This is a genomic window from Aquirufa nivalisilvae, from assembly GCF_004307455.1.
GTDB lineage: Bacteria > Bacteroidota > Bacteroidia > Cytophagales > Spirosomataceae > Aquirufa > Aquirufa nivalisilvae.
On sequence record NZ_SEWX01000008.1, the window covers coordinates 227,248 to 247,195 of the forward strand.

General features: G+C 37.7%; 18 protein-coding genes and 1 tRNA gene. 8 read left to right on the forward strand and 11 right to left on the reverse strand.

Annotated elements, in window-relative coordinates:
- Window positions 1–142: 142 nt before the first annotated feature.
- Genes recN through EWU22_RS12035 form a run of 4 tightly spaced genes read left to right on the forward strand, consistent with a single transcriptional unit; the run spans window position 143 to window position 3,261 of the window.
- Window positions 143–1,807: a DNA repair protein RecN gene (gene recN / locus EWU22_RS12020; RefSeq protein ID WP_130925743.1), complete on the forward strand. Its 1,665-nt coding sequence runs from the start codon at window positions 143–145 to the stop codon at window positions 1,805–1,807.
- Between the two features lie 7 nt (window positions 1,808–1,814).
- On the forward strand, window positions 1,815–2,216 hold the full coding sequence (locus EWU22_RS12025; RefSeq protein WP_130925744.1) for a hypothetical protein: 402 nt from the start codon (window positions 1,815–1,817) through the stop codon (window positions 2,214–2,216).
- Window positions 2,191–2,829 carry an SCO family protein gene (locus EWU22_RS12030; RefSeq protein ID WP_130925745.1) on the forward strand — a complete coding sequence of 213 codons (639 nt, stop codon included), beginning with the start codon at window positions 2,191–2,193 and terminating at the stop codon, window positions 2,827–2,829. Before EWU22_RS12025 ends, EWU22_RS12030 begins: the two co-directional genes overlap by 26 nt.
- The gene (locus tag EWU22_RS12035) at window positions 2,830–3,261 is read left to right on the forward strand and encodes a c-type cytochrome (protein WP_130925746.1); all 432 of its coding nucleotides are present in this window, start codon (window positions 2,830–2,832) and stop codon (window positions 3,259–3,261) included.
- On the opposite strand, the gene lptC is transcribed toward EWU22_RS12035, so the two are convergent.
- Both lptC and EWU22_RS12045 read right to left on the reverse strand, forming a co-directional pair.
- Window positions 3,258–3,803, reverse strand: coding sequence for an LPS export ABC transporter periplasmic protein LptC (gene lptC, locus EWU22_RS12040; RefSeq protein WP_109323686.1), 546 nt, complete (start codon window positions 3,801–3,803; stop codon window positions 3,258–3,260). The genes EWU22_RS12035 and lptC overlap by 4 nt on opposite strands.
- Before the next feature lie 10 nt (window positions 3,804–3,813).
- On the reverse strand, window positions 3,814–5,133 hold the full coding sequence (locus tag EWU22_RS12045; RefSeq protein ID WP_161566858.1) for a hypothetical protein: 1,320 nt from the start codon (window positions 5,131–5,133) through the stop codon (window positions 3,814–3,816).
- Between the two features lie 107 nt (window positions 5,134–5,240).
- On the opposite strand from EWU22_RS12045, the gene EWU22_RS12050 reads away from it, so the two are divergent.
- Window positions 5,241–6,329, forward strand: a complete 1,089-nt coding sequence (locus EWU22_RS12050) for a mechanosensitive ion channel family protein (protein WP_130925748.1) — start codon at window positions 5,241–5,243, stop codon at window positions 6,327–6,329.
- Here the strand turns inward: EWU22_RS12050 and EWU22_RS12055 are convergent.
- From EWU22_RS12055 to lhgO, 7 genes are all read right to left on the reverse strand, one after another.
- Window positions 6,326–7,465 (reverse strand): 2-isopropylmalate synthase, encoded by a 1,140-nt coding sequence (locus EWU22_RS12055; RefSeq protein WP_109325399.1) that lies wholly within the window; start codon window positions 7,463–7,465, stop codon window positions 6,326–6,328. The two genes, EWU22_RS12050 and EWU22_RS12055, sit on opposite strands and share 4 nt — an antisense overlap.
- Window positions 7,466–7,936: 471 nt before the next feature.
- Entirely contained in the window at window positions 7,937–8,980 is a 1,044-nt protein-coding gene (gene ilvC / locus EWU22_RS12060) for a ketol-acid reductoisomerase (protein WP_109323692.1), read from the reverse strand.
- Between the two features lie 56 nt (window positions 8,981–9,036).
- Window positions 9,037–9,570: an acetolactate synthase small subunit gene (ilvN, locus tag EWU22_RS12065; protein ID WP_109323693.1), complete on the reverse strand. Its 534-nt coding sequence runs from the start codon at window positions 9,568–9,570 to the stop codon at window positions 9,037–9,039.
- Window positions 9,571–9,577: 7 nt separating this feature from the next.
- A complete protein-coding gene (gene ilvB, locus EWU22_RS12070) occupies window positions 9,578–11,320 on the reverse strand; it encodes a biosynthetic-type acetolactate synthase large subunit (protein ID WP_109323695.1) in 1,743 nt (580 codons plus the stop codon).
- A gap of 89 nt (window positions 11,321–11,409) precedes the next feature.
- Entirely contained in the window at window positions 11,410–13,086 is a 1,677-nt protein-coding gene (ilvD, locus tag EWU22_RS12075) for a dihydroxy-acid dehydratase (RefSeq protein WP_109323697.1), read from the reverse strand.
- Window positions 13,087–13,205: 119 nt separating this feature from the next.
- Window positions 13,206–14,969 carry an ABC transporter ATP-binding protein gene (locus tag EWU22_RS12080; protein ID WP_109323698.1) on the reverse strand — a complete coding sequence of 588 codons (1,764 nt, stop codon included), beginning with the start codon at window positions 14,967–14,969 and terminating at the stop codon, window positions 13,206–13,208.
- Window positions 14,970–15,046: 77 nt separating this feature from the next.
- Window positions 15,047–16,246: an L-2-hydroxyglutarate oxidase gene (lhgO, locus tag EWU22_RS12085; protein WP_109323699.1), complete on the reverse strand. Its 1,200-nt coding sequence runs from the start codon at window positions 16,244–16,246 to the stop codon at window positions 15,047–15,049.
- A gap of 232 nt (window positions 16,247–16,478) precedes the next feature.
- Between lhgO and EWU22_RS12090 the strand changes: the two genes are divergently transcribed.
- The 3 genes from EWU22_RS12090 (at window position 16,479) to EWU22_RS12100 (ending at window position 18,484) form a co-directional block, all read left to right on the forward strand.
- Complete coding sequence (locus tag EWU22_RS12090) at window positions 16,479–17,675, forward strand: anhydro-N-acetylmuramic acid kinase (RefSeq protein WP_130925749.1); 1,197 nt, start codon at window positions 16,479–16,481, stop codon at window positions 17,673–17,675.
- An 8-nt stretch (window positions 17,676–17,683) separates the two neighbouring features.
- Window positions 17,684–18,400 (forward strand): RluA family pseudouridine synthase, encoded by a 717-nt coding sequence (locus tag EWU22_RS12095; RefSeq protein WP_130925750.1) that lies wholly within the window; start codon window positions 17,684–17,686, stop codon window positions 18,398–18,400.
- 12 nt (window positions 18,401–18,412) lie between these two features.
- Window positions 18,413–18,484 (forward strand) — tRNA-Arg (locus EWU22_RS12100).
- A gap of 315 nt (window positions 18,485–18,799) precedes the next feature.
- On the opposite strand, the gene EWU22_RS12105 is transcribed toward EWU22_RS12100, so the two are convergent.
- Together EWU22_RS12105 and EWU22_RS12110 are read right to left on the reverse strand one after the other, a co-directional pair.
- The gene (locus EWU22_RS12105; protein ID WP_130925751.1) at window positions 18,800–19,300 is read right to left on the reverse strand and encodes an SRPBCC family protein; all 501 of its coding nucleotides are present in this window, start codon (window positions 19,298–19,300) and stop codon (window positions 18,800–18,802) included.
- A gap of 12 nt (window positions 19,301–19,312) precedes the next feature.
- Window positions 19,313–19,630 (reverse strand): ArsR/SmtB family transcription factor, encoded by a 318-nt coding sequence (locus tag EWU22_RS12110; protein ID WP_130925752.1) that lies wholly within the window; start codon window positions 19,628–19,630, stop codon window positions 19,313–19,315.
- Window positions 19,631–19,948: the final 318 nt, after the last annotated feature.

Here is a 19,948-nt window from a genome sequence, read left to right on the forward strand (position 1 = left end):
TTGTCTGGTTTAATTATTCTAAGGCGAAAAATTTTTCCAAAGGTACAAATTATTGATAAATTAATTTAAAAAGCTTTAAGAGCGAGTAAATAAATATTTCAACAAATAATTTTACGTAAATTTAAGCTTCCATTTTAGATACATGCTAAGGCACTTAGAGGTTCAAAATTATGCATTGATTGACCAGCTTGATTTACATCTAGCCGAAGGTCTGACTGTCATTACAGGTGAGACTGGTGCTGGAAAATCCATCTTGTTAGGTGCCATTTCTTTACTTCTAGGACAAAGAGCTGATAGTAAAAGCTTATACGATGATCAGAAAAAATGTGTCATTGAAGGTACGTTTTCGGTAGCTGCTTATCCGCATTTGAAGGAAATTTTCCAGCAAGAGGATATTGATTTTGAAGATCCGTGTTTGATTCGTCGAGAAATTAACCCTCAAGGAAAGTCAAGAAGTTTTATCAATGATACACCCGTTACCTTAGAAAGCATGAAGCGTATTGGCCAAGAACTGGTTGATATACATTCACAGCAAGACAATGGCTGGATGGGCCATCCCGAATTTGCATTGGAACTTGTTGATGATTTTACTCAAAATCAATCCTTGAAATCTTCCTATGAAAAGGCTTATAAAGCATACCAAATAGCATTTAGTCATCAAGAACAATTAGCTCAAAAAGCCCGACAGGGAAATCAAGCTATTGATTTTCTCAATTTTCAATGGGAGGAATTAGATAAAGCTCAATTAGTCATTGGAGAATATGAGCAACTGAGTGAGCAACTACAAAAATTGCAAAATTCGGAGCAGATTTTAGAAAAATTAGCGCAATTAGCCAATCATTTAAGTTTGTCAGAATCAGCGGCTATTGAACAAATTGGACAAGCTCGACAATTAAGTCAAAGTTTATCCAAATGGGGACAATCTTTTGAACAATGGAATCAACGAATTCAATCACTTTGGATTGAATTAAAAGATCTTTCTGCTGAGGTAGAAGGTGAAGCTGAATCATTCCAATCGGATCCGATTGAGTTGGAAAAATGTCAAAAAAGACTGGATCTTTTACATCGACTTTTACAGAAATATCAAATAAAAGATATAGAAAGCTTAATCCAATTGAGAGATCAGGTGGAAGAAGAATTAGCGCAGCATGAAAATCTAGATCAGGCTTTATTGGATGCCAATCAAGCTCTTCAATTGGCTGAGAATTTTGCTCAGGAAAAAGCACTTGAATTACATCAGAATCGCGTAAATTCTTTGGATGCCATTGAGAAAACATTGCTTCAATCTCTACAACAATTGGGTATGCCGAATGCCAGTCTTGCCTGGGATATTCAAGCGACAAAACTAAGTAAATCAGGGCAGGATAAGATTCAACTTCTTTTCTCAGCAAATAAAGGTCTAGCACCTAAACCCTTTAAGCAAATAGCTTCTGGTGGAGAATTGAGTCGATTGATGTTATCTATCAAGCATTTATTAGCACAAAAAAGGGCCTTACCTACCTTGATCTTAGATGAAATAGATACGGGAGTTTCAGGTGAAATTGCTATCAAAATGGGTCAAATGTTAACTCAAATGAGTCAAAACCATCAATTGATTGCCATTACGCATTTACCTCAAATAGCAGTTACGGGCCAAACTCACTGGTTTGTGTATAAAAACCATGAAGGTGAAAAAACTGTATCTAGTATTAAAACCTTGTTAGGTGAAGAAAGAATTGATGAAATTGCTAAAATGATCGGTGGCCAATCTGGCTATGTCGATTTGAAAGAAAATGTCCGCAAACTGATGAGTAGTCACCAATCTTAATGAAATTATGATCACGAAATCCATTCCATTTTTCCATATTCTCTTACTACTAGGACTCCTAGCATCATGTAAGCAATCAGAAGAGACGGCAGTAAAGGAATTAAATGATTCTGTCATGACGTTGCATGATGAATTAATGCCGAAAACAGAGCAAATCATTCAACTTAAAGGTAGTTTGGATAGTTTGAGTAATGGCCCCGATTCTGTTCATGTTAAAAAACTGATTCAGTCCTTGGACAAAGCCGACAATGAAATGATGAATTGGATGCATCAATTTTCGATTGATTCCTTGTCGAGCATGGATTTCAAAGCTAAAATCAGCTATCTCCATGAGCAATTGAATAAATTAAAATCCGTAGAAACATTCACAGACTCAACGCTCAATGCTGCCAATCAATATAAAAAATAAGTTTGGAGGAGTATTCATTTTCTCCGTCATGCTATTGACAGGGTGTCAAGATAAGAAAACACTACCCATATTAGGGCATAAAGATACGGAAGTAAAAGGAGGGAAAGTAGACACTGTTTATCATCAAATCCCGGCCTTTCAATTTTTAAATCAAGACTCTACTTGGGTTAGTGATCAAGATTATGATGGGAAAATTTATGTAGCTGATTTTTTCTTTACTTCCTGTCCTACGATTTGTCCCAAAATGAAAACGCAGATGTTGCGCTTATATGAGCGCTATTCAAATGAAAACCAATTAGCCTTATTATCGTTTAGTATAGACCCAGACTTTGACCAACCCCATGTGTTAAAAGCTTATGCTTCAAGGTTGCATATTAAATCCCCTAAATGGAATATGGTAACAGGGGAAAAAGCTAAAATTTATGAATTAGGCCAAAAAAGTTTTATGGTGACTGCCCAAGAGGACAAAAATGAAGCGGGAGGCTTTGTTCACAGTGGAGCATTCATTTTAGTAGATAAGCAACGACATGTTCGGGGTATTTATGACGGAACAAATGAACAAGAAGTCAATCATTTAATAGAAGACATCGAATTATTATTGAAAGAAAAATAAATGAAACGCACTCCATCCATTCTAGGCTTATTGGCCATCGTTACAATACTTATTGTTCAATCGTCCTGTCAAAGCAAGGAAGAGATTTTTAGACAACAATATGTGGTCGAAGGAATGATGCTATATGAAAAACATTGCGAAAACTGCCACCAAAAAGATGGATCAGGATTAAAAGATTTGTATCCTCCCTTAGCTAAAACAGATCTTTGGAAAAGGTTAAATACTAGTCAAATAGCCTGCATCATCAAAAATGGTCAAAAAGATGCCATATTAGTGAATAAAAAAGCTTTTCAAAATTACATGCCGGGGAATAGCAAATTAGAAGCTTTGGACGTTGCGGAGCTTGTTACTTATCTTCGAGATAAATGGGGAAATGATCCACGGATTTTTTCTTTAGATAGTGCTCGAATTGCCCTGAAAAACTGTCCTTAGTCGGTCGGTAAACTCTCAACTGTCAACACTGAATTAGTCACGTGGCGCAAGGAATAATGCGTAAAATCTTGGGCAGCATCCATACCGACACCGTAGATAATTTCTTTCTTCGTCCGTATTTGAACTGGCTTTTCAGTAAAGACCCGTTTTTCTTCTGGCAACCAAGTAAATTCCTCTGTTTTTAATGTTTCTTCTTGTTGTACATTAAAGATTTGAACATTTCCCATTAGTTTATACGAATTTCTTTGCTTAAAAAAATGCGCGGAATCGCCTCTAATTTGGGAGGTAACATTTCCCATTTTATCGTAAAACCATAGTTTCACTTCTTTGGGATATACTCGATCTTCTGAATAAAGGGTTATTTGAGAAGGGGTCACCATTCGAACGACTGTTCTGGCTGAATCGGAATAGACCATATCAATATCCGTCAATTCGGATTTTGGACCTACATAAATCAGATTTTTAGCTGTTTTTTCTTCCCGGCAAGCTAGGGAAACACTGGTGAGAACTAGCAGCAAAAAGAGATTTCTCAAATCGCGCATGGGCTAAGTATTAGTTGAGTTTCACCTTTTGGAACCAAAGGTCACTTAATGTTAAGCCGATGGTAATTCGCTGGTATTGCTCTTCTAATCCATTATCTGCTAATACACCTCTTTTACCTATTTGATAAGCGATATTCAAATAAGATAGATTTCGCAAAGGTAAAGCCACTCCAAGGCTAACATACTTATCTACTGCATATTTACCATTTCCTAAGTAATCATATGGAGTTGATGAATAACTAAATCCAGCACGGTACGTTACTCTTTTGAAATAATTAGATATAGCTTCAAAATCAGGAGTATATTCACCTCCTACCGACCAGCGTGAACTAACAGGGAGTTTTGAAGAACGGCCTAAATTATTGTCTACTTTAGTCCAGTCTGTTCTAGAATAATCTATACCAATCATCCAGTTGGCTAACTTCTCTAAACTAACACCGAAATGCTGAGAAACGGGTAAGTTTTGAGCAAATGGAGTTGATTTATTTAATGTATCTGCATTGATGACGGTTATACCTGATAAATCCATGATGGCAAAACGCTTTAACTGCTTAGAACTAAGCGTTGAGCTAAGATCAAATGAAGTTCCAACATTGATAAACATGTCATTCTTAAGATGCTTACGATAGGCCAATCCTCCTCTAAATAGGAAGTCTGAATAGTCAATGCGATTTTCTAATTGAATTTTGTAGTACTGACCGTCTGAGAGATTTTGGGTAGAAACATTTCGGTTGACAGTTCCGAATAAATAATCGATACCTATACCTACATAAAAATCTTTACCAATTCGTACACCGTTATTAAATGTTAGCTTGGTTACACCACCCTTTCCTGCATAGCTATAAATTAAGCTATCCACACCTAATAAATTTAAACGACGGAATGATCGGGTTTCATACTCCACTGAGGAGTGAGGACGAAAACCGATAGAAGCAGTCCAGCGACTTGAAATCGGTAAAGTTAAATTCAACGAATGATAATTTCCTCCAAAAATTTGCTGGTGTTGACGTGTATCTTGCAGTTCTTTTAATTCAGCTTTGGCGCCAACTTCAAAAACCGTATATCTATTTCTGGCCAAAAGAGCTGGGTTAATCACATTGGCATAAATCCCGTTGGAGTTCGATACACCCAATCCACCCATCATAGCATTACTTGGGCTTCCACCTTCATCTAGTTCACCCATTCCAACATAAGAAAGAGGAGAATTCAAGATAGTTTGTGCTGAAGATTGAAAACTATTTAAGGCACTAAATAATAAGCTAAGTGCTAAAAACAAGGCACGGCTTGTTTTTAAATTAGAATTTTGGATAATCAAAGGACGAAGAATCATAAAATAATTTACCATACAGCTTAGCCTGTAAGTCTGCAAAGGTCGTACTTTTTTTTCACATTCGACTAAGTTATTCTCTATATTTGGGGGCAAAATTGATAATTCAGATGAGAGAAGCATTGGCTAATTGGTATTTATTGGAAAATTCGGCGGAGGATATATTATTTTTTGTTGGGATATTGATTATTGGCCTAGTAATGAGAAGGTTCTTTTCCAATTCCTTTTCTAAAATCATCTTTCGTTTTTTGCCAAATCAATTTATCCAGGTTCAGGATTGTATCCAATTGCTGAGAAAGCCAGTGGAGCTTTTGTTGTTTTGGATATTCCTTTATTTCAGTATTCAATATTTGCATGTTCCTATTGCTTGGCATTTCAATCCAGTTGAGAAATTTGGTTTGTTATTTTTACTTCAAAAAGCCTTTGAAACAGCCGTCATTATCACTTTTACGTGGTTAGTAGTTCGGATGTTGAAAGTGATTATTTTAATTGCTCAACAAAAGTGGCAAGGCGTTGAACAAAAATCAAAGCAGCAATTCATTCCATTCCTGAACGACTTAGGTATGGTATTTATTATTGCGGGCTCAGGATTTGTCCTATTAGGTCGGGTGTTCCAAGTAGATGTGATGGCACTCATTACTGGATTAGGTTTGGGGGGATTAGCCCTTGCCTTGGCTGCTAGAGAAACTTTAGAAAATCTATTTGCTTCATTTACTATATTTTTGGATTTACCCTTTGTGGTAGGAGATAGTATTCAGGCAGGAAGTATTTCGGGAGATGTAGAAAAAATTGGTTTTAGAAGTACTAGGTTGAGAGCCGTGGATGGCAATTTAATTATGATTCCCAATCGATTATTAACGTCTCAATCCTTGGAAAACATGAGTGAGCGTAACTTCCGAAGAGCGAAATACACCCTATCATGTTCTCTTCAAAGTAAACCAGAACAGATAAAATCCATTTTACCTCAAATTGAACAACTTATTTTGGCAGAGCCATTGTGCAAGAAAAAAGCCCCAAAAATTATTTTTGAAGGCTTTGGCACTTATTCTTTAGATATCTCTGTCACGTACTTTGTTCAAACTAGTGATTTTGGAAAATTCCAAAACGTCAAACAAGAAATCAATTTAGGTATTTTAAATTGTTTACATCAAGCAGGTATTAACTTGGTAAGTAGTGCTACTGCACCAAACATGAATTAACCTACAAGTTCTTTCAAATCCTCATCATGAATCATTTTACGCTCGTCAGCCATTAAAAGGAAACGAGTGTATAATTTATCCAATTCAGGCTTTTCTAATTCAAAGCCCAATAATTGCAAACGGTGACGTAAGGCTGCACGTCCTGAACGGGAAGTCAAAAGAATCGCTGATGATGGAACGCCAACATCTTCTGGATTCATAATTTCATAGTTTTGTGCATGTTTCAAGAAACCGTCTTGATGAATTCCTGAGGAGTGAGCAAAAGCGTTAGCACCAACCACCGCTTTATTGGCTTGAACAGGCATTCCCATCAAATTAGACACTAGATTACTGATGGGGAATAAATGCTTTGGATTAATTCCAGTGGTAAATCCTAAGTCTTTATGGACATTCAAAATCATGGCAACCTCCTCTAATGAAGTATTTCCTGCTCTTTCACCGATTCCATTAATGGTCACTTCCACTTGACGAGCTCCTGCCTGTATACCAGCTATAGTATTGGCAGTTGCTAATCCTAAATCATTGTGATTGTGCATGGAGATAGTTGCCTGATGGATATTATCTACATGTTCGAAAAGGTATGAAATACGGTGGTGCATTTGATGTGGCAACAAATAGCCCGTTGTATCGGGTAGATTTACTACGGTAGCACCTGCTTTAATAACTGCTTGAGTTAATTGGGCTAAGAATGGTAAATCCGCACGACCTGCATCTTCAGCAAAAAACTCAACATCTTCTACATATGATTTGGCATATTCAACGGCCCAAATAGCTTGCTCAATAATTTTCTCACGAGTAGAATTGAATTTATGCTTGATATGAACATCAGAAGCTCCAATTCCTGTATGTATACGAGGCTTGCGAGCAGGCTTTAATGCTTCTGCTGCGGCATCGATATCTTCTTTTCTTGCACGAGTCAACCCACAGACTGTTGCCTCCGTAATTACCTCTGCAATGGCTTTTACCGAAGCAAAATCACCAGGTGAGGAAATAGGGAAACCTGCCTCAATGATATCGACACCTAATTTTTCAAGTTCTTTTGCTACTTCAATTTTTTCCTCACGGTTTAACTGACAACCGGGTACTTGTTCTCCATCGCGTAAAGTGGTATCAAATATTTGTATACGATTATTCATAGGGTTTGTTTCTGTTAAATGGTTGGCAAAACTAGCTTTAATTACATTATTTACCAAAAAATAAAAAAGCCACGAAGGGTATTTTTTAGATTAAAAATCCGAACAAATTGAAATACTTAAACACAAATGGATTAAAAATCTAATTAAATTATCCATTCAAGACTAAATCACTTTTTTACAACTAATGCCTAGAATAAAATTTTATTAAATAAAATCAATTTTATTTTACAAAAAATGAATTCCATTGTAAGTCCCAAATTTGAAAAATAAAGATATTACCGTTAAATAAAAAGAAGGATTATCAAGAACTTGAATGTATAGAAGCAATAAAAAAGTTTTGAAAATCGTTTAACGCTCAACGCTGTCAAGGTTTGAAACCTTGACAGCGTTAGAAAAAGGTGAGCGTTTTTTGATTTTTTGGTATAAAAAAAGGGGCAATAAATTGCCCCTTTTTTATTTAACATCAATTGACTAGCTACGCTCAGGACGAAGGCTACGTACCGCAGCACCAGCTCTCCACATTTCTGATTCACGTAACTCAGTTAACTCTGCTTCTAACTTCACACGGTAATCTGGTTGTGAGTTCAAATCAATTGAACGAGCAGCCTCCGCTTGCGTTTTTACTGAATTATACAATTTCTCAAATACTGGCTTAGTAGCCTCTTTGAATGGTCTCCACCAATCCAATGCACCACGTTGTGCTGTAGTAGAACAATTGGCATACATCCAATCCATTCCGTTTTCAGCTACCAATGGCATCAATGATTGAGTCAATTCTTCTACTGTCTCATTGAAAGCTTCCGAAGGAGAGTGACCATTTTCACGTAATACTTCATACTGAGCAGCAAAAATTCCTTGGATAGCACCCATTAAAGTACCACGCTCTCCAGTTAAGTCAGACGTTACTTCTTTATAGAAATCTGTTTCAAACAAATAACCAGAACCTACTCCGATAGCCATCGCAATACATTTCTCACGAGCTTTACCCGTTGCATCTTGATATACAGCAAATGAAGAGTTCAAACCTTTACCTTCTACGAACAAACGACGAAGAGAAGTACCAGAACCTTTAGGTGCAGCTAAGAATACATCCACATCTGCTGGAGGAATAATTCCTGTTTTCTCTTTGTAAGTAATACCGAATCCATGAGAGAAGTACAATGACTTACCAGCAGTCAAATATTTCTTCACTGTTGGCCACATTTCAATTTGAGCCGCATCTGAAAGCAAATAACAGATAATCGTTCCTTTTTGAAGCGCTTCCTCAATTTCAAATAAGTTTACACCTGGAACCCAGCCGTCAGCAACAGCCTTATCATAGGTTTTTCCTTTACGTTGACCCACAATCACATTCAGACCATTGTCTTTCATGTTCAATGCTTGACCTGGACCTTGTACTCCATAACCAATAACTGCGATTGTTTGATCAGCCAATACTTGTCTAGCTTTCTCTAATGGAAACTCTTCTCTTGTTACTACATCTTCAACAACCCCACCGAAATTAATCTTTGCCATTTTCGTTTTTGTTTAATTTATATTCTTTTCTAATTAATCTATTATACTTTCAAATTTTATACAATTTCCCAGTTACCTTCCGGTAAATACTCCACTAATCCTTTTTCTGTTTTACCAACAGCTACACGGCCCGATTTGATATATTCCAATATTTCCCATTGCTTTAAATAAGCATAGAATTCATTGATTTCCTCTTCAGATCCGTTTTTTTCTACCACTACATAGTCTAAACCCCAGTGAACAACTTTAGCATTCCAATCCAAATTAATGGTTTTGACATCCAAAGCTGGTGATCCTAATGGCGTAGCTATTTTGAATAAGGCGATTTCATTGAACACAATTTCATCGTCTAAATAACCAAATACCGCCAATACATCCGTAATCTTTCGTATTTGACGAACCAATTTTTCAACAATCTCCCGATTTTCATTGCGAATAACAATGGTAAAACGAGATACTCCTTTACGCTCAGTTTCTGAAACGGTCAAACACTCTATATTCAGTCTTCTGCGCGTGAATATGATCGTGATACGATTCAATAAACCAATCGTGTTGGTGGTAAATACCGATATAGTGTAAGTTGTTAACATATAATTTCTACTCAAGCATTACTTTAGTCACACAAGCACCCGCAGGTACCATAGGAAATACATTCTCTTCTTTCTCACAAATAATCTCTAATAAATAAGGCTTTTTAGAATTCAACAAAGTATCTAAAGATTCCCCTAAATTATTCCGATCACTTACGGTATGTCCTTCTATTCCAAATCCTTTAGCGATCGTAATAAAATCAGGATTTTGTAGTTCAACAAATGAATAGCGATTATCAAAGAACATCGACTGCCACTGGCGAACCATGCCTAAAAAATTATTATTCAAAATAATGATCTTCACAGGTAAGCCACTTTGTGCAATCGTACCCAACTCTTGCAAAGTCATTTGGAATCCACCATCTCCAATTACGGCAATCACTTCACGCTCTGGAACAGCCACTTTGGCTCCAAAGGAAGCTGGCAAGGCAAAGCCCATGGTTCCAGCACCTCCACTTGTTACAATGGAATTATGCTTTTTGAAACGGTAATAACGGTTGGTAATCATCTGATGTTGACCTACATCGGTTACAACTACCGCTTCTCCTTTGGTCTTATCAGATAATAAAGCTACCGCCTCTCCCATTTTGATTTGATTACCTTCATGATATAAATCTTTCTTGGTAATCTTCTCATACTCTTCATCATCATACTTCTTAAACTCAGCTCTCCACTCAGTATGATCAGCTTTCTTTACCAAAGGTAATAAGGCTTTTAATGCTGCTTTGGCATCTCCTACAACGGGTGCATCCGCTTTCACATTCTTATCTATCTCACTAGGGTCTACCTCGATATGTACGACTTTAGCTTGTTTGGCATAGGTACTTAAATCACCCGTGATACGGTCATCAAAACGCATTCCAATGGCAATCAATACATCACAAGAATTGGTCAAGACATTGGCTCCATAATTACCATGCATACCCGGCCATCCTACAAAAAGTGGATGATCAGCATCCATGGCTGACATACCTAACAAGGTTGTTGCTACTGGAATGCCTGTTTTCTCAACAAATTCCTTTAATTCATTTTCAGCCTGAGAGATTAATACACCATGTCCAGCCAAAATATAAGGGCGTTTAGCTCCATTAATCAATTTAGCTGCCGCCTCCACATGCTCTTCTTTAGGTTCTAATCTTGGCTTGTAAGATATAATCGATTCACATTTCTGGTATTTAAATGGAATCGACATCATTTCTGCTTGAGCAGAACGTGTTATTTCAATTAATACGGGACCTGGTCTTCCTGTTTCTGCAATATAAAATGCTTTGGCAATAATTTCAGGAATCTCATTGGGATCAACAATTTGATAATTCCACTTGGTGATGGGCATGGACATACCGATGACATCACACTCTTGAAATGCGTCTGTACCTAATAGATTAGCTTTCACTTGACCTACTATACATACCAAAGGAGTAGAATCCAACATCGCATCGGCAATAGGTGTTATTAAATTAGTAGCTCCAGGGCCTGAAGTTACCAAACAAACACCTGCCTTATTTAGCATACGCGCATAACCTTGTGCAGCATGGCCAGCACCTTGTTCGTGACGCACCAAAATATGCTTCAATTGATCACGATAATCAAATAAAGCATCATAGGTAGGCATGATAGCTCCACCTGGATATCCGAAAATAGTACTCACCCCCTGCTCTACCAACGATTGCATAACCGCTTGAGCCCCAGTTTTAAAATTTGAGGATTGAGTTGTTGTGGGTTGAGTAGCTTCTATTTGGGTTTTTCCCATGATAACAGTAGGTCTTTATTTTGTTTCAGTTAAACGGTTCGACTAATTTAAGTCATACGCATTTAGAAAAAAATTGAATTGGTCATTTTTTACAAATCAGTGACACAACCTAAGCTGGCTGATGACACATTTTTGATGTATTTTCTCAAAACTCCTGAAGTATGTTCCGAAACCAATGGCTTCCACAACTTACGGCGTTCAGCCAATTCTTCATCGGATACGTGTAAGATAATCTGATTATCTACCGCATCGATCGTAATTTTATCTCCGTCCTTAACCAATCCAATATTTCCTCCTTCTTGCGCCTCTGGCGTCACGTGACCTACGACGAAACCGTGCGTTCCTCCTGAGAAACGTCCATCCGTAATCATCGCCACACTATTTCCTAAACCTGCTCCCATCAAAGCAGAAGTTGGTTTTAACATTTCTGGCATCCCAGGGCCACCTTTGGGTCCTTCATTTCGAATAACGACCACATGACCTGGCTTAATTTCTCCTTTAGAAATAAACTCGATTACCTCTTCTTCGCGCTCACACACCTTAGCTGTACCTTCAAAACGCTCTCCTTCTTTTCCTGTAATCTTAGCTACAGCACCTTCCGTAGCTAAATTGCCATATAATATTTGTAAGTGACCTGTAGCTTTTATTGGTGTAGCTACCGGATAAATAATTTTTTGTGTTTCAAAATTCAAATCTGGAGCATCAGCTAAATTCTCTGCCATGGTTTTACCAGTCACAGTCAAACACTCTCCATGTAAGAAGCCTTCTTGCCACAAATATTTCAAAATAGCTGGCATACCGCCGATAGCCAATACATCTTCCATGTAATATTTACCAGAAGGTTTCAAATCCGCTAACAATGGAGTCCTGTCCGAAATATCTTGAATATCTTTCAAGGTAAATTTAATTCCTGCTGAATGAGCAATCGCCAAATAATGTAAAACAGCATTGGTAGATCCTCCTAATGCCATCACCACTGTCATCGCATTTTCAAAGGCGTGGCGTGTCATGATATCACGTGGACAAATATTTTTCTCCAACAAGACTTTCATTGCCGCACCAATAGCTAAACATTCTTCTTTTTTGCCTTCGTGGGTAGCTGGATAAGTAGATGAATTAGGCAATACTAAACCCATTGCCTCCATAGAAGAAGCCATGGTGTTCGCTGTGTACATACCACCACAAGCACCTGGACCAGGGATAGAATTACGAATTACTCCTTCATAATCCTCATCTGAAATGTTTCCAGCAAATTTCTTACCTAATGCTTCGAAAGCTGAAACAATATCTAATTTCTCTCCTTTATATAAACCCGATTTAATGGTTCCTCCATAAACCAACATGCCTGGACGGTTCAAACGTGCCAAAGCCATCATAGCTCCAGGCATATTCTTATCACATCCAACCACAGCAATTACTCCGTCATACCACTGCGCACCCACTACATTTTCAATGGAATCAGCAATGATATCTCGAGATGGCAATGAATAGCTCATTCCATCGTTTCCATTAGTCATTCCGTCAGACACACCAATGGTATGAAAAATCAAACCCACCATGCCGTTCTCCTGAATTCCTTTTTTCACATGGACCGACAAACCATTTAAATGCATGTTACATGGGTTACCTTCATAACCTGTACTAGCAATTCCAATTTGTGCTTTTTGCATGTCCTCAGAAGTTAATCCGATTCCATACAACATAGCCTTAGCTGCAGGGTTTGTTATCTCTTGAGTAAGAGTTTTGGAGAATTTATTTAATGACATAGTCTTTTGGTATGAAATTTTTTCAAACAACAAATATACACAATCCTATTTGTTCGAAACAAAAGATTCCCAAATAATGTATGGGTAATCAAGGAATTGCAAAATTTTTTAAAGGTTTCTTACAAGCTTTCGCTGGATTTGTTTTCTCCAACTTGCTGACGCCACATGGCATAGTACAAACCTTTGCTTTCAATTAGCTGCTCATGAGAACCTTGCTCAACAATGCGTCCTTTTTCCAACACATAAATTCGGGTAGCATGCATGATGGTCGATAATCGGTGAGCAATCAAAATAGTTAAATGTTCTGCTTCTTGAGAAATGGCTCGGATAGTTTCAGATATTTCTTCTTCAGTCAAGGAATCCAATGCTGAGGTTGCTTCATCAAACACCAATAAATTGGGGTCACGTAATAAAGCCCTTGCAATACTCAAGCGTTGCTTTTCTCCTCCAGACACTTTGACCCCGCCCTCTCCAATTAAGGTATCCAAACCTTTGTCGGCCCGAGCTAACAATGTTTGGCAAGCTGCTTTTTCCAATACCTCTAGGCAATGGGCATCGGTGGCATTGGGATTAACAAACAATAAATTTTCACGAATCGAACCTGAGAACAATTGTGTATCCTGTGTCACAAATCCAATCTTCTTTCTTAATTGATCAAAATCAATGTGTTCCCCTTCCTCTCCATTGTAAAATACTTTTCCTTTTTTGGGACGATATAAACCCACCAATAATTTCACTAAGGTGGATTTTCCTGCGCCAGATGGACCTACAAAGGCGATGGTTTCTCCCCCTTTCACATCAAAACTGATGTTATTCAAAGCTTCGGAATTGGCTGATTGATGCTGGAAACTAACCTGATCAAATTGCAAAGTTTGAATCGAAGCAATGGCTTTAGGATTATCTGGCTTCTTCTCTACAGGAATATTCAAAATTTGTTCAAAATTTTGCAAAGACACTTCCGCTTCACGATAGGTATTCACCACATTACCAATCTCTTGTAATGGATTGAATAGGAAGAAAGAATAGATATTTAAAGAATAAAACTGACCAATGGTGATTTGACCTTGGTAAATCAAATAAATCAACACCACGACCATCAACATGCGTAATAAGTTCACGCATGTACCTTGAACAAAAGCCATAGAACGTACATAACGCACTTTCTTAAGCTCTAACAATAAGATTTTCTCCGTAGTGGCATTCAAATGACGTATTTCCTGGTCTGCCAACCCTAAGGATTTTACTAATTCTATGTTTCGAAGCGATTCAGTCGTGGATCCGGCTAAGGCTGTAGATTCTTTAACAATTTGAATCTGAATGGTCTTAATTTTTCTACTTAATACAGAAGAAACAAAAGCGATTAGTGGCCCTGTCAGTAAAAACAAGGGCAAAATCATCCAATGTACTGAAAAAGCATATACCGAAATGAAAATGAGCGCTATGACCGATTGGAAAAGAATATTAATACCTACTGTGATTAACTTCTCGACGTCAATACGTACTTTTTGCAATTTGCCTAAGGTTTCTCCCGACCGTTGATCTTCAAATGTTTCATATGGTAGCTCTAACGAATGTCGAATGCCATCCGAATAGAGGTTGGCACCTACCTTTTGAGTGACGGTATTGATGACATAATCTTGAAAATTTTTGGCCACTCTAGAGACGAATGCCACACCAACAGATGCCAATGCCAAAGGCCAAATAGCCTGAATAAATTGGTCCATGGTATGCGTATTCGATCGATATACAGCAGCAACATCATCAATGATTTTCCTGAAAATGTAGGGGTCCATCAAGGAAAAAATCTGATTGGTTGCAGCTAGAGCTAAAGCTCCTACTACACGCCAACGATAATGACTTAAATAGGTAAATAATAATTTCATGGGGAGTCGTCTAATGGTGAAGGTAAAATTCTTGAACGTGTTCAAGTGAATTGGGGTTCCCTAAGCCCATAAAATTGTTAAAATCTAGTTAAAGCCATACCTGCCACTGTTTTACCAATAGACAATGAAGAAGTAGCAGCTGGACTAGGTGCATTTAAAATATTGATAATTTTTGCGTCTTCAATGATGGAGAAATCATCCAATAAACCACCATTACGATCGCAAGCTTGGGCGCGCACACCTGCTCCACCTTCCACTAAATCTTGCTCTTGAATTTCAGGAATTAACACTTGTAAGGCTTTAGTAAAGGCTTCTTTAGAGAAGCTTCGGTACATTTCGCCCAAACCAGTTTCCCAATATTTAGTAGCCACTTTCTGAAAGCCTGGCCAGGTTAATGTATTCCAAAGTTCTTTGAAATCTACTCCCAATTTCTTGTACCCTTCTTTTTTAAAGGCCAAAACAGCATTAGGTCCCGCCTCCACACCTCCGCGCATCATGCGTGTGAAGTGCACACCCAAAAACGGGAAATTAGGATCCGGTACGGGGTAGATCAAGTTTTTAACTAAATACTCTTTCTCTTTTCTCAACTTGAAATATTCCCCTCTAAATGGCACAATCCGCACATCCAATGGCTCTCTTTGAGATAATTGGGCCACTTCATCCGAATATAGTCCGGCACAATTAATGATCAATTTGGTTTCATATACCCCTTTGACCGTCTCGACGATGGAATAACTAATTCCTTTAGTAATACCGATCACTTGTTCGTTTAAATGTATGGTACAACCAGCTTGTTGGATTTTTTCGGCCAATTTAGCCGCAACCACTCGGTAATCTACAATCCCAGTTTGCGGTACCCACATCCCCTCTACACCGGTCACATAAGGTTCATATTCTTGCATTTCAGCCAAAGAAAGTTTCTTTAAACCTTCCAAACCGTTTTGTTGACCTCTTTGATATAAATTTTCTAACTGACTTCTTTGTTCGTGATTACTTGCCACCACAATCTTTCCTGTCAATTCAAATGGAATGGATTCTTGCTCACAGAAAGCAATTAATTGATGATAGCCTTCAATACAGTTTTTGGCTTTTAGAGAACCTGGTTTATAATACAATCCAGAATGGATAACACCCGAGTTATTCCCAGTTTGATGTAGAGAAACCATATTTTCCTTTTCAAATAGGGCGATTTGCAAATCGGGTTTTGCTTCTAATAATCGTTGAGCTGTTGCCAAACCAACGATACCTCCTCCAACAATAATTACATCTAAAGCCATGAATGTCAAATTGTTTAAAAATGATACAAATATACGAAATCAGGTGCTGTAATTATCAATTAATTATCACTTGCCTGATAATTAATATCAAAAGGAAAGGCTGTTTTTTTGTAACTTCGCTTGAGATTTGACAACTTTTGAAAAGTTGTCAAATCTACATGTCAAATCTAAGTTCCCATGTAGACCCATTCATAGAATAACCTGCCCATCTATTTTAAACCATCCGTAGAAATTGAACCCACAAATCGCACAGCTGTATCGGATTTCCCAACAACCTAATCGTTTGATTTTAGGTTTGATGTCTGGAACTTCCTTAGATGGTTTGGATTTAGCGCTTTGTCGGTTTAGTGGTTATGGATTAAATACTCAGGTGGAACTAATCAAACACCAAACCATTCCCTATCCTGAGGATTTCAAACAGTACATTCGTGAAGTATTTGCCAAGGAACAAATCTATTTTCCGAGTTTATCTACCTTGAATGCACAAATTGGTCGATTACATGCCCAATATATTTTAGATAGTTTACAAAGCTGGGGAATTGCTCCAAATGAAGTAGATGCTATTGCCTCTCATGGTCAGACAGTAATGCATCGCCCAATCCGTTCCGGGAATTTACCCAACTCTACTTTACAAATTGGCGATGGAGATCATATTGCTCATTTGACAGGGATCATTACTTTATCCGATTTCCGACAAAAACATATCGCTGGTGGCGGCGAAGGAGCTCCTTTGGCAGTGTATGGGGATTATTTTTTATTTTCTAAAAAAGGAGAACATCGTATTTTATTGAATATTGGTGGCATAGGAAATTTCACCTATTTATCAGCCAGTCAAGATCCCAAAGATATTTTAGTAACTGACACTGGGCCAGGCAATACCTTATTGGATGCATATGTACGCCAACATTTTCCTGGATTTAATTATGATAAAGATGCTAGATTAGCTAAACAGGGTATTTTGCATCTTCCTTTGTTGGACTCCATGTTGAATTTACCGTTTTTTTATGAGGCTTTTCCAAAAAGCACAGGACCTGAATATTTCAATCTAGAATTATTAAATCAAGTTATCCAAGAAAACGCTTATTCTTTGACCCCAGTAGATACTTTGAGAACCTTGACAGAATTAACCGCTCAAAGCATCTCTCAAGCTATGCAAAGTTATATTCCCGCAATTCGTACGACAGATTGTCAATTGATTGTTAGTGGCGGAGGAAGTAAAAATCCACTATTAATGGAACGACTGGCCAAGATTAACCCCAACATGCAAGTGACCGAAAGTGATCATTTAGGGATTGCCTCGGAAGCCAAAGAAGCGGTGCTTTTTGCTTTATTAGCCAATGAGACATTGATGGATGATCAAGTAACTCCCAATAGACGACTAGGGGATTCCCCATGGTTAAGTTTAGGAAAAATTAGCCTACCGAACTAAATTTGTCTATGAAATGGAAAATAGAGGACGCTATCCTTTTCGAAAACAGCGATTTTTTTGTTATCAATAAACCCTCTGGAATTGCCACGTTGGATGAGCGCAAGGATGTGTTTGCTCCCAATATCTTACGATTGGCCAAGGCCTATTCAGATGATGCACAAGTAGGACATCGATTGGATAAAGAGACCTCTGGCGCCCTAGTGATAGCTAAAAATCCAGAGGCATATCGACATATTTCTATGCAATTTGAGCATCGGGAAACGGCAAAGCGCTACCATGCTGTGGTAGAAGGTATGCATGATTGGGATGGCATGTTGGTCAACTTACCAATTCTTCCACTGAAAGATGGAATCGTGGTGATAGACCGCGCAAAGGGCAAACATGCCGAAACTTGGTTTCAGACTTTGAAAGTGTTCAAGAATTATACTCTGGTAGAATGTATGCCTATTACAGGACGTATGCATCAGATTCGAATACATTTGGCTTGCTTAAAAGCTCCGATTGTGGCGGATGCCATGTATGGAGGCAAGGATATTTATTTGTCAGAATTAAAAAAGAAGTTTCATCTCAAACAAGATACAGAAGAGCTGCCATTGATACGTCGTGTGGCCTTACATGCTCACAGTTTGAGTTTCAATCTACTTGACGGCAGCCAAATTACCGTGGAAGCTCCCTATCCGAAAGATTTCGGAGTGCTTGTCAAACAGTTGGAGAAGTTTTCGTAATTTTGGCCCTTTGGCTCCGTAGTTCAATGGATAGAATGTAGGTTTCCGGTACCTAATATGAAGGTTCGATTCCTTCCGGGGTCACAAATTGACCAATCAGTCAAGCAATAGGACATTTCAACGAGAGATGTCCTTTTTTATGTCTAATACTTTCTGATATTGAGAAACAAAACATTCAAAAATCACCATTTCCCTACTTAAAAAGACCCAAATATGGCTATTGAACTTAATAAACCTGCATTTTAAATTCATGTAGGTTTCCGGTACCTATGATGAGTCCGGGGTCGCGTTCGACTCGATTCCTTCCGGGGGCACAAATCAAAAGGAACCTGATGGGTTCCTTTTTTAATGGTAAATGGTGAATGGCAAACGATAAATGGAATTTAAAAAAATCTAAGTTCATTTATTCAATAACGATGCTAACAATTGCTCCAAGTTATCAATACTCATTTTAAAGCCTAACTCAAATCCCATCTCAATCATCTTTTCAAAACGAGTAAGCGATTCATTCACAATGGTGATATGGACTTTAGTCATGCCATTTTGCTCACTAAAGTTATACTCCCATGCTGATCCAGGTAATTCCTGGTTTTCTTCTGCATCAGCAAAGGTATTGTACATCTTAAAATTAGTTTTTGGAGTAATAGACGTATATTCTTGTATCGACCACCTTTCTAGCCCTTCTGGACTTACCATGGCATAAAATCTACGTCCTCCAACTTCAAAGTTCATATATTTCGTTTTGGCCGACCACGGCTTGGGTGCCACCCATTGATCTAATAGCTCTTTTTTAGTGAAGGCATCCCATACCAATGGAAGTTCAGCGGCAAATTCCCTCGTGATGTAAACCGTTTTTTCAGGTTTATTGACCGTAAATTCAAATAATAAGTTCGTTTCCATTTTGTTAAATTTTTAAGCCTGCGTTTTCATTTTTTCTAACAACTCATCCAGTTGATTAAACTGGATTTCCCAGATTGCCCTAAACTGCTCCAGCCACTGATCTACCTCTTTCATTTTATATACTTCCAAAGAATAATAAATTTCTCTTCCTTGATGTTCCTGTTTAACTAATTCACATTCGCTCAGTATACGTAAATGCTTGGAAACAGCTTGCCTAGTCGTATTAAAATTTTCGGCTATTGCATTTGGTGTCATAGCCTGCAAAGCAATTAAAGTAAGAATAGCCCTTCTTGTTGGATCTGCAATTGCCTGAAAAATATCTCTTCTCATCTAACAAATTTTATTTGACACCGTTCGTTTGCAAATATATAAGCAACCGTTCGGTTTCGCAAAAAAATGATAACAATATTTATACCGAAGATTTATAAGCTTAGTAGAAACAACCTCCGAACTTAAAAACAAAAAATCCTTCGACGAAATAGTCAAAGGATGCATTACTTCTGAGTTTACTAAAACTTTTAAAGTTTTGATAAAAACATAGCTAAATTAACAATAAGCCTCGGGTAGTAAGATTTAAAGGATTCTTCTTTGTCAAAATAAATCCCATTTATATCTCCATCAAAATATATAATTACTTCATACTTTATA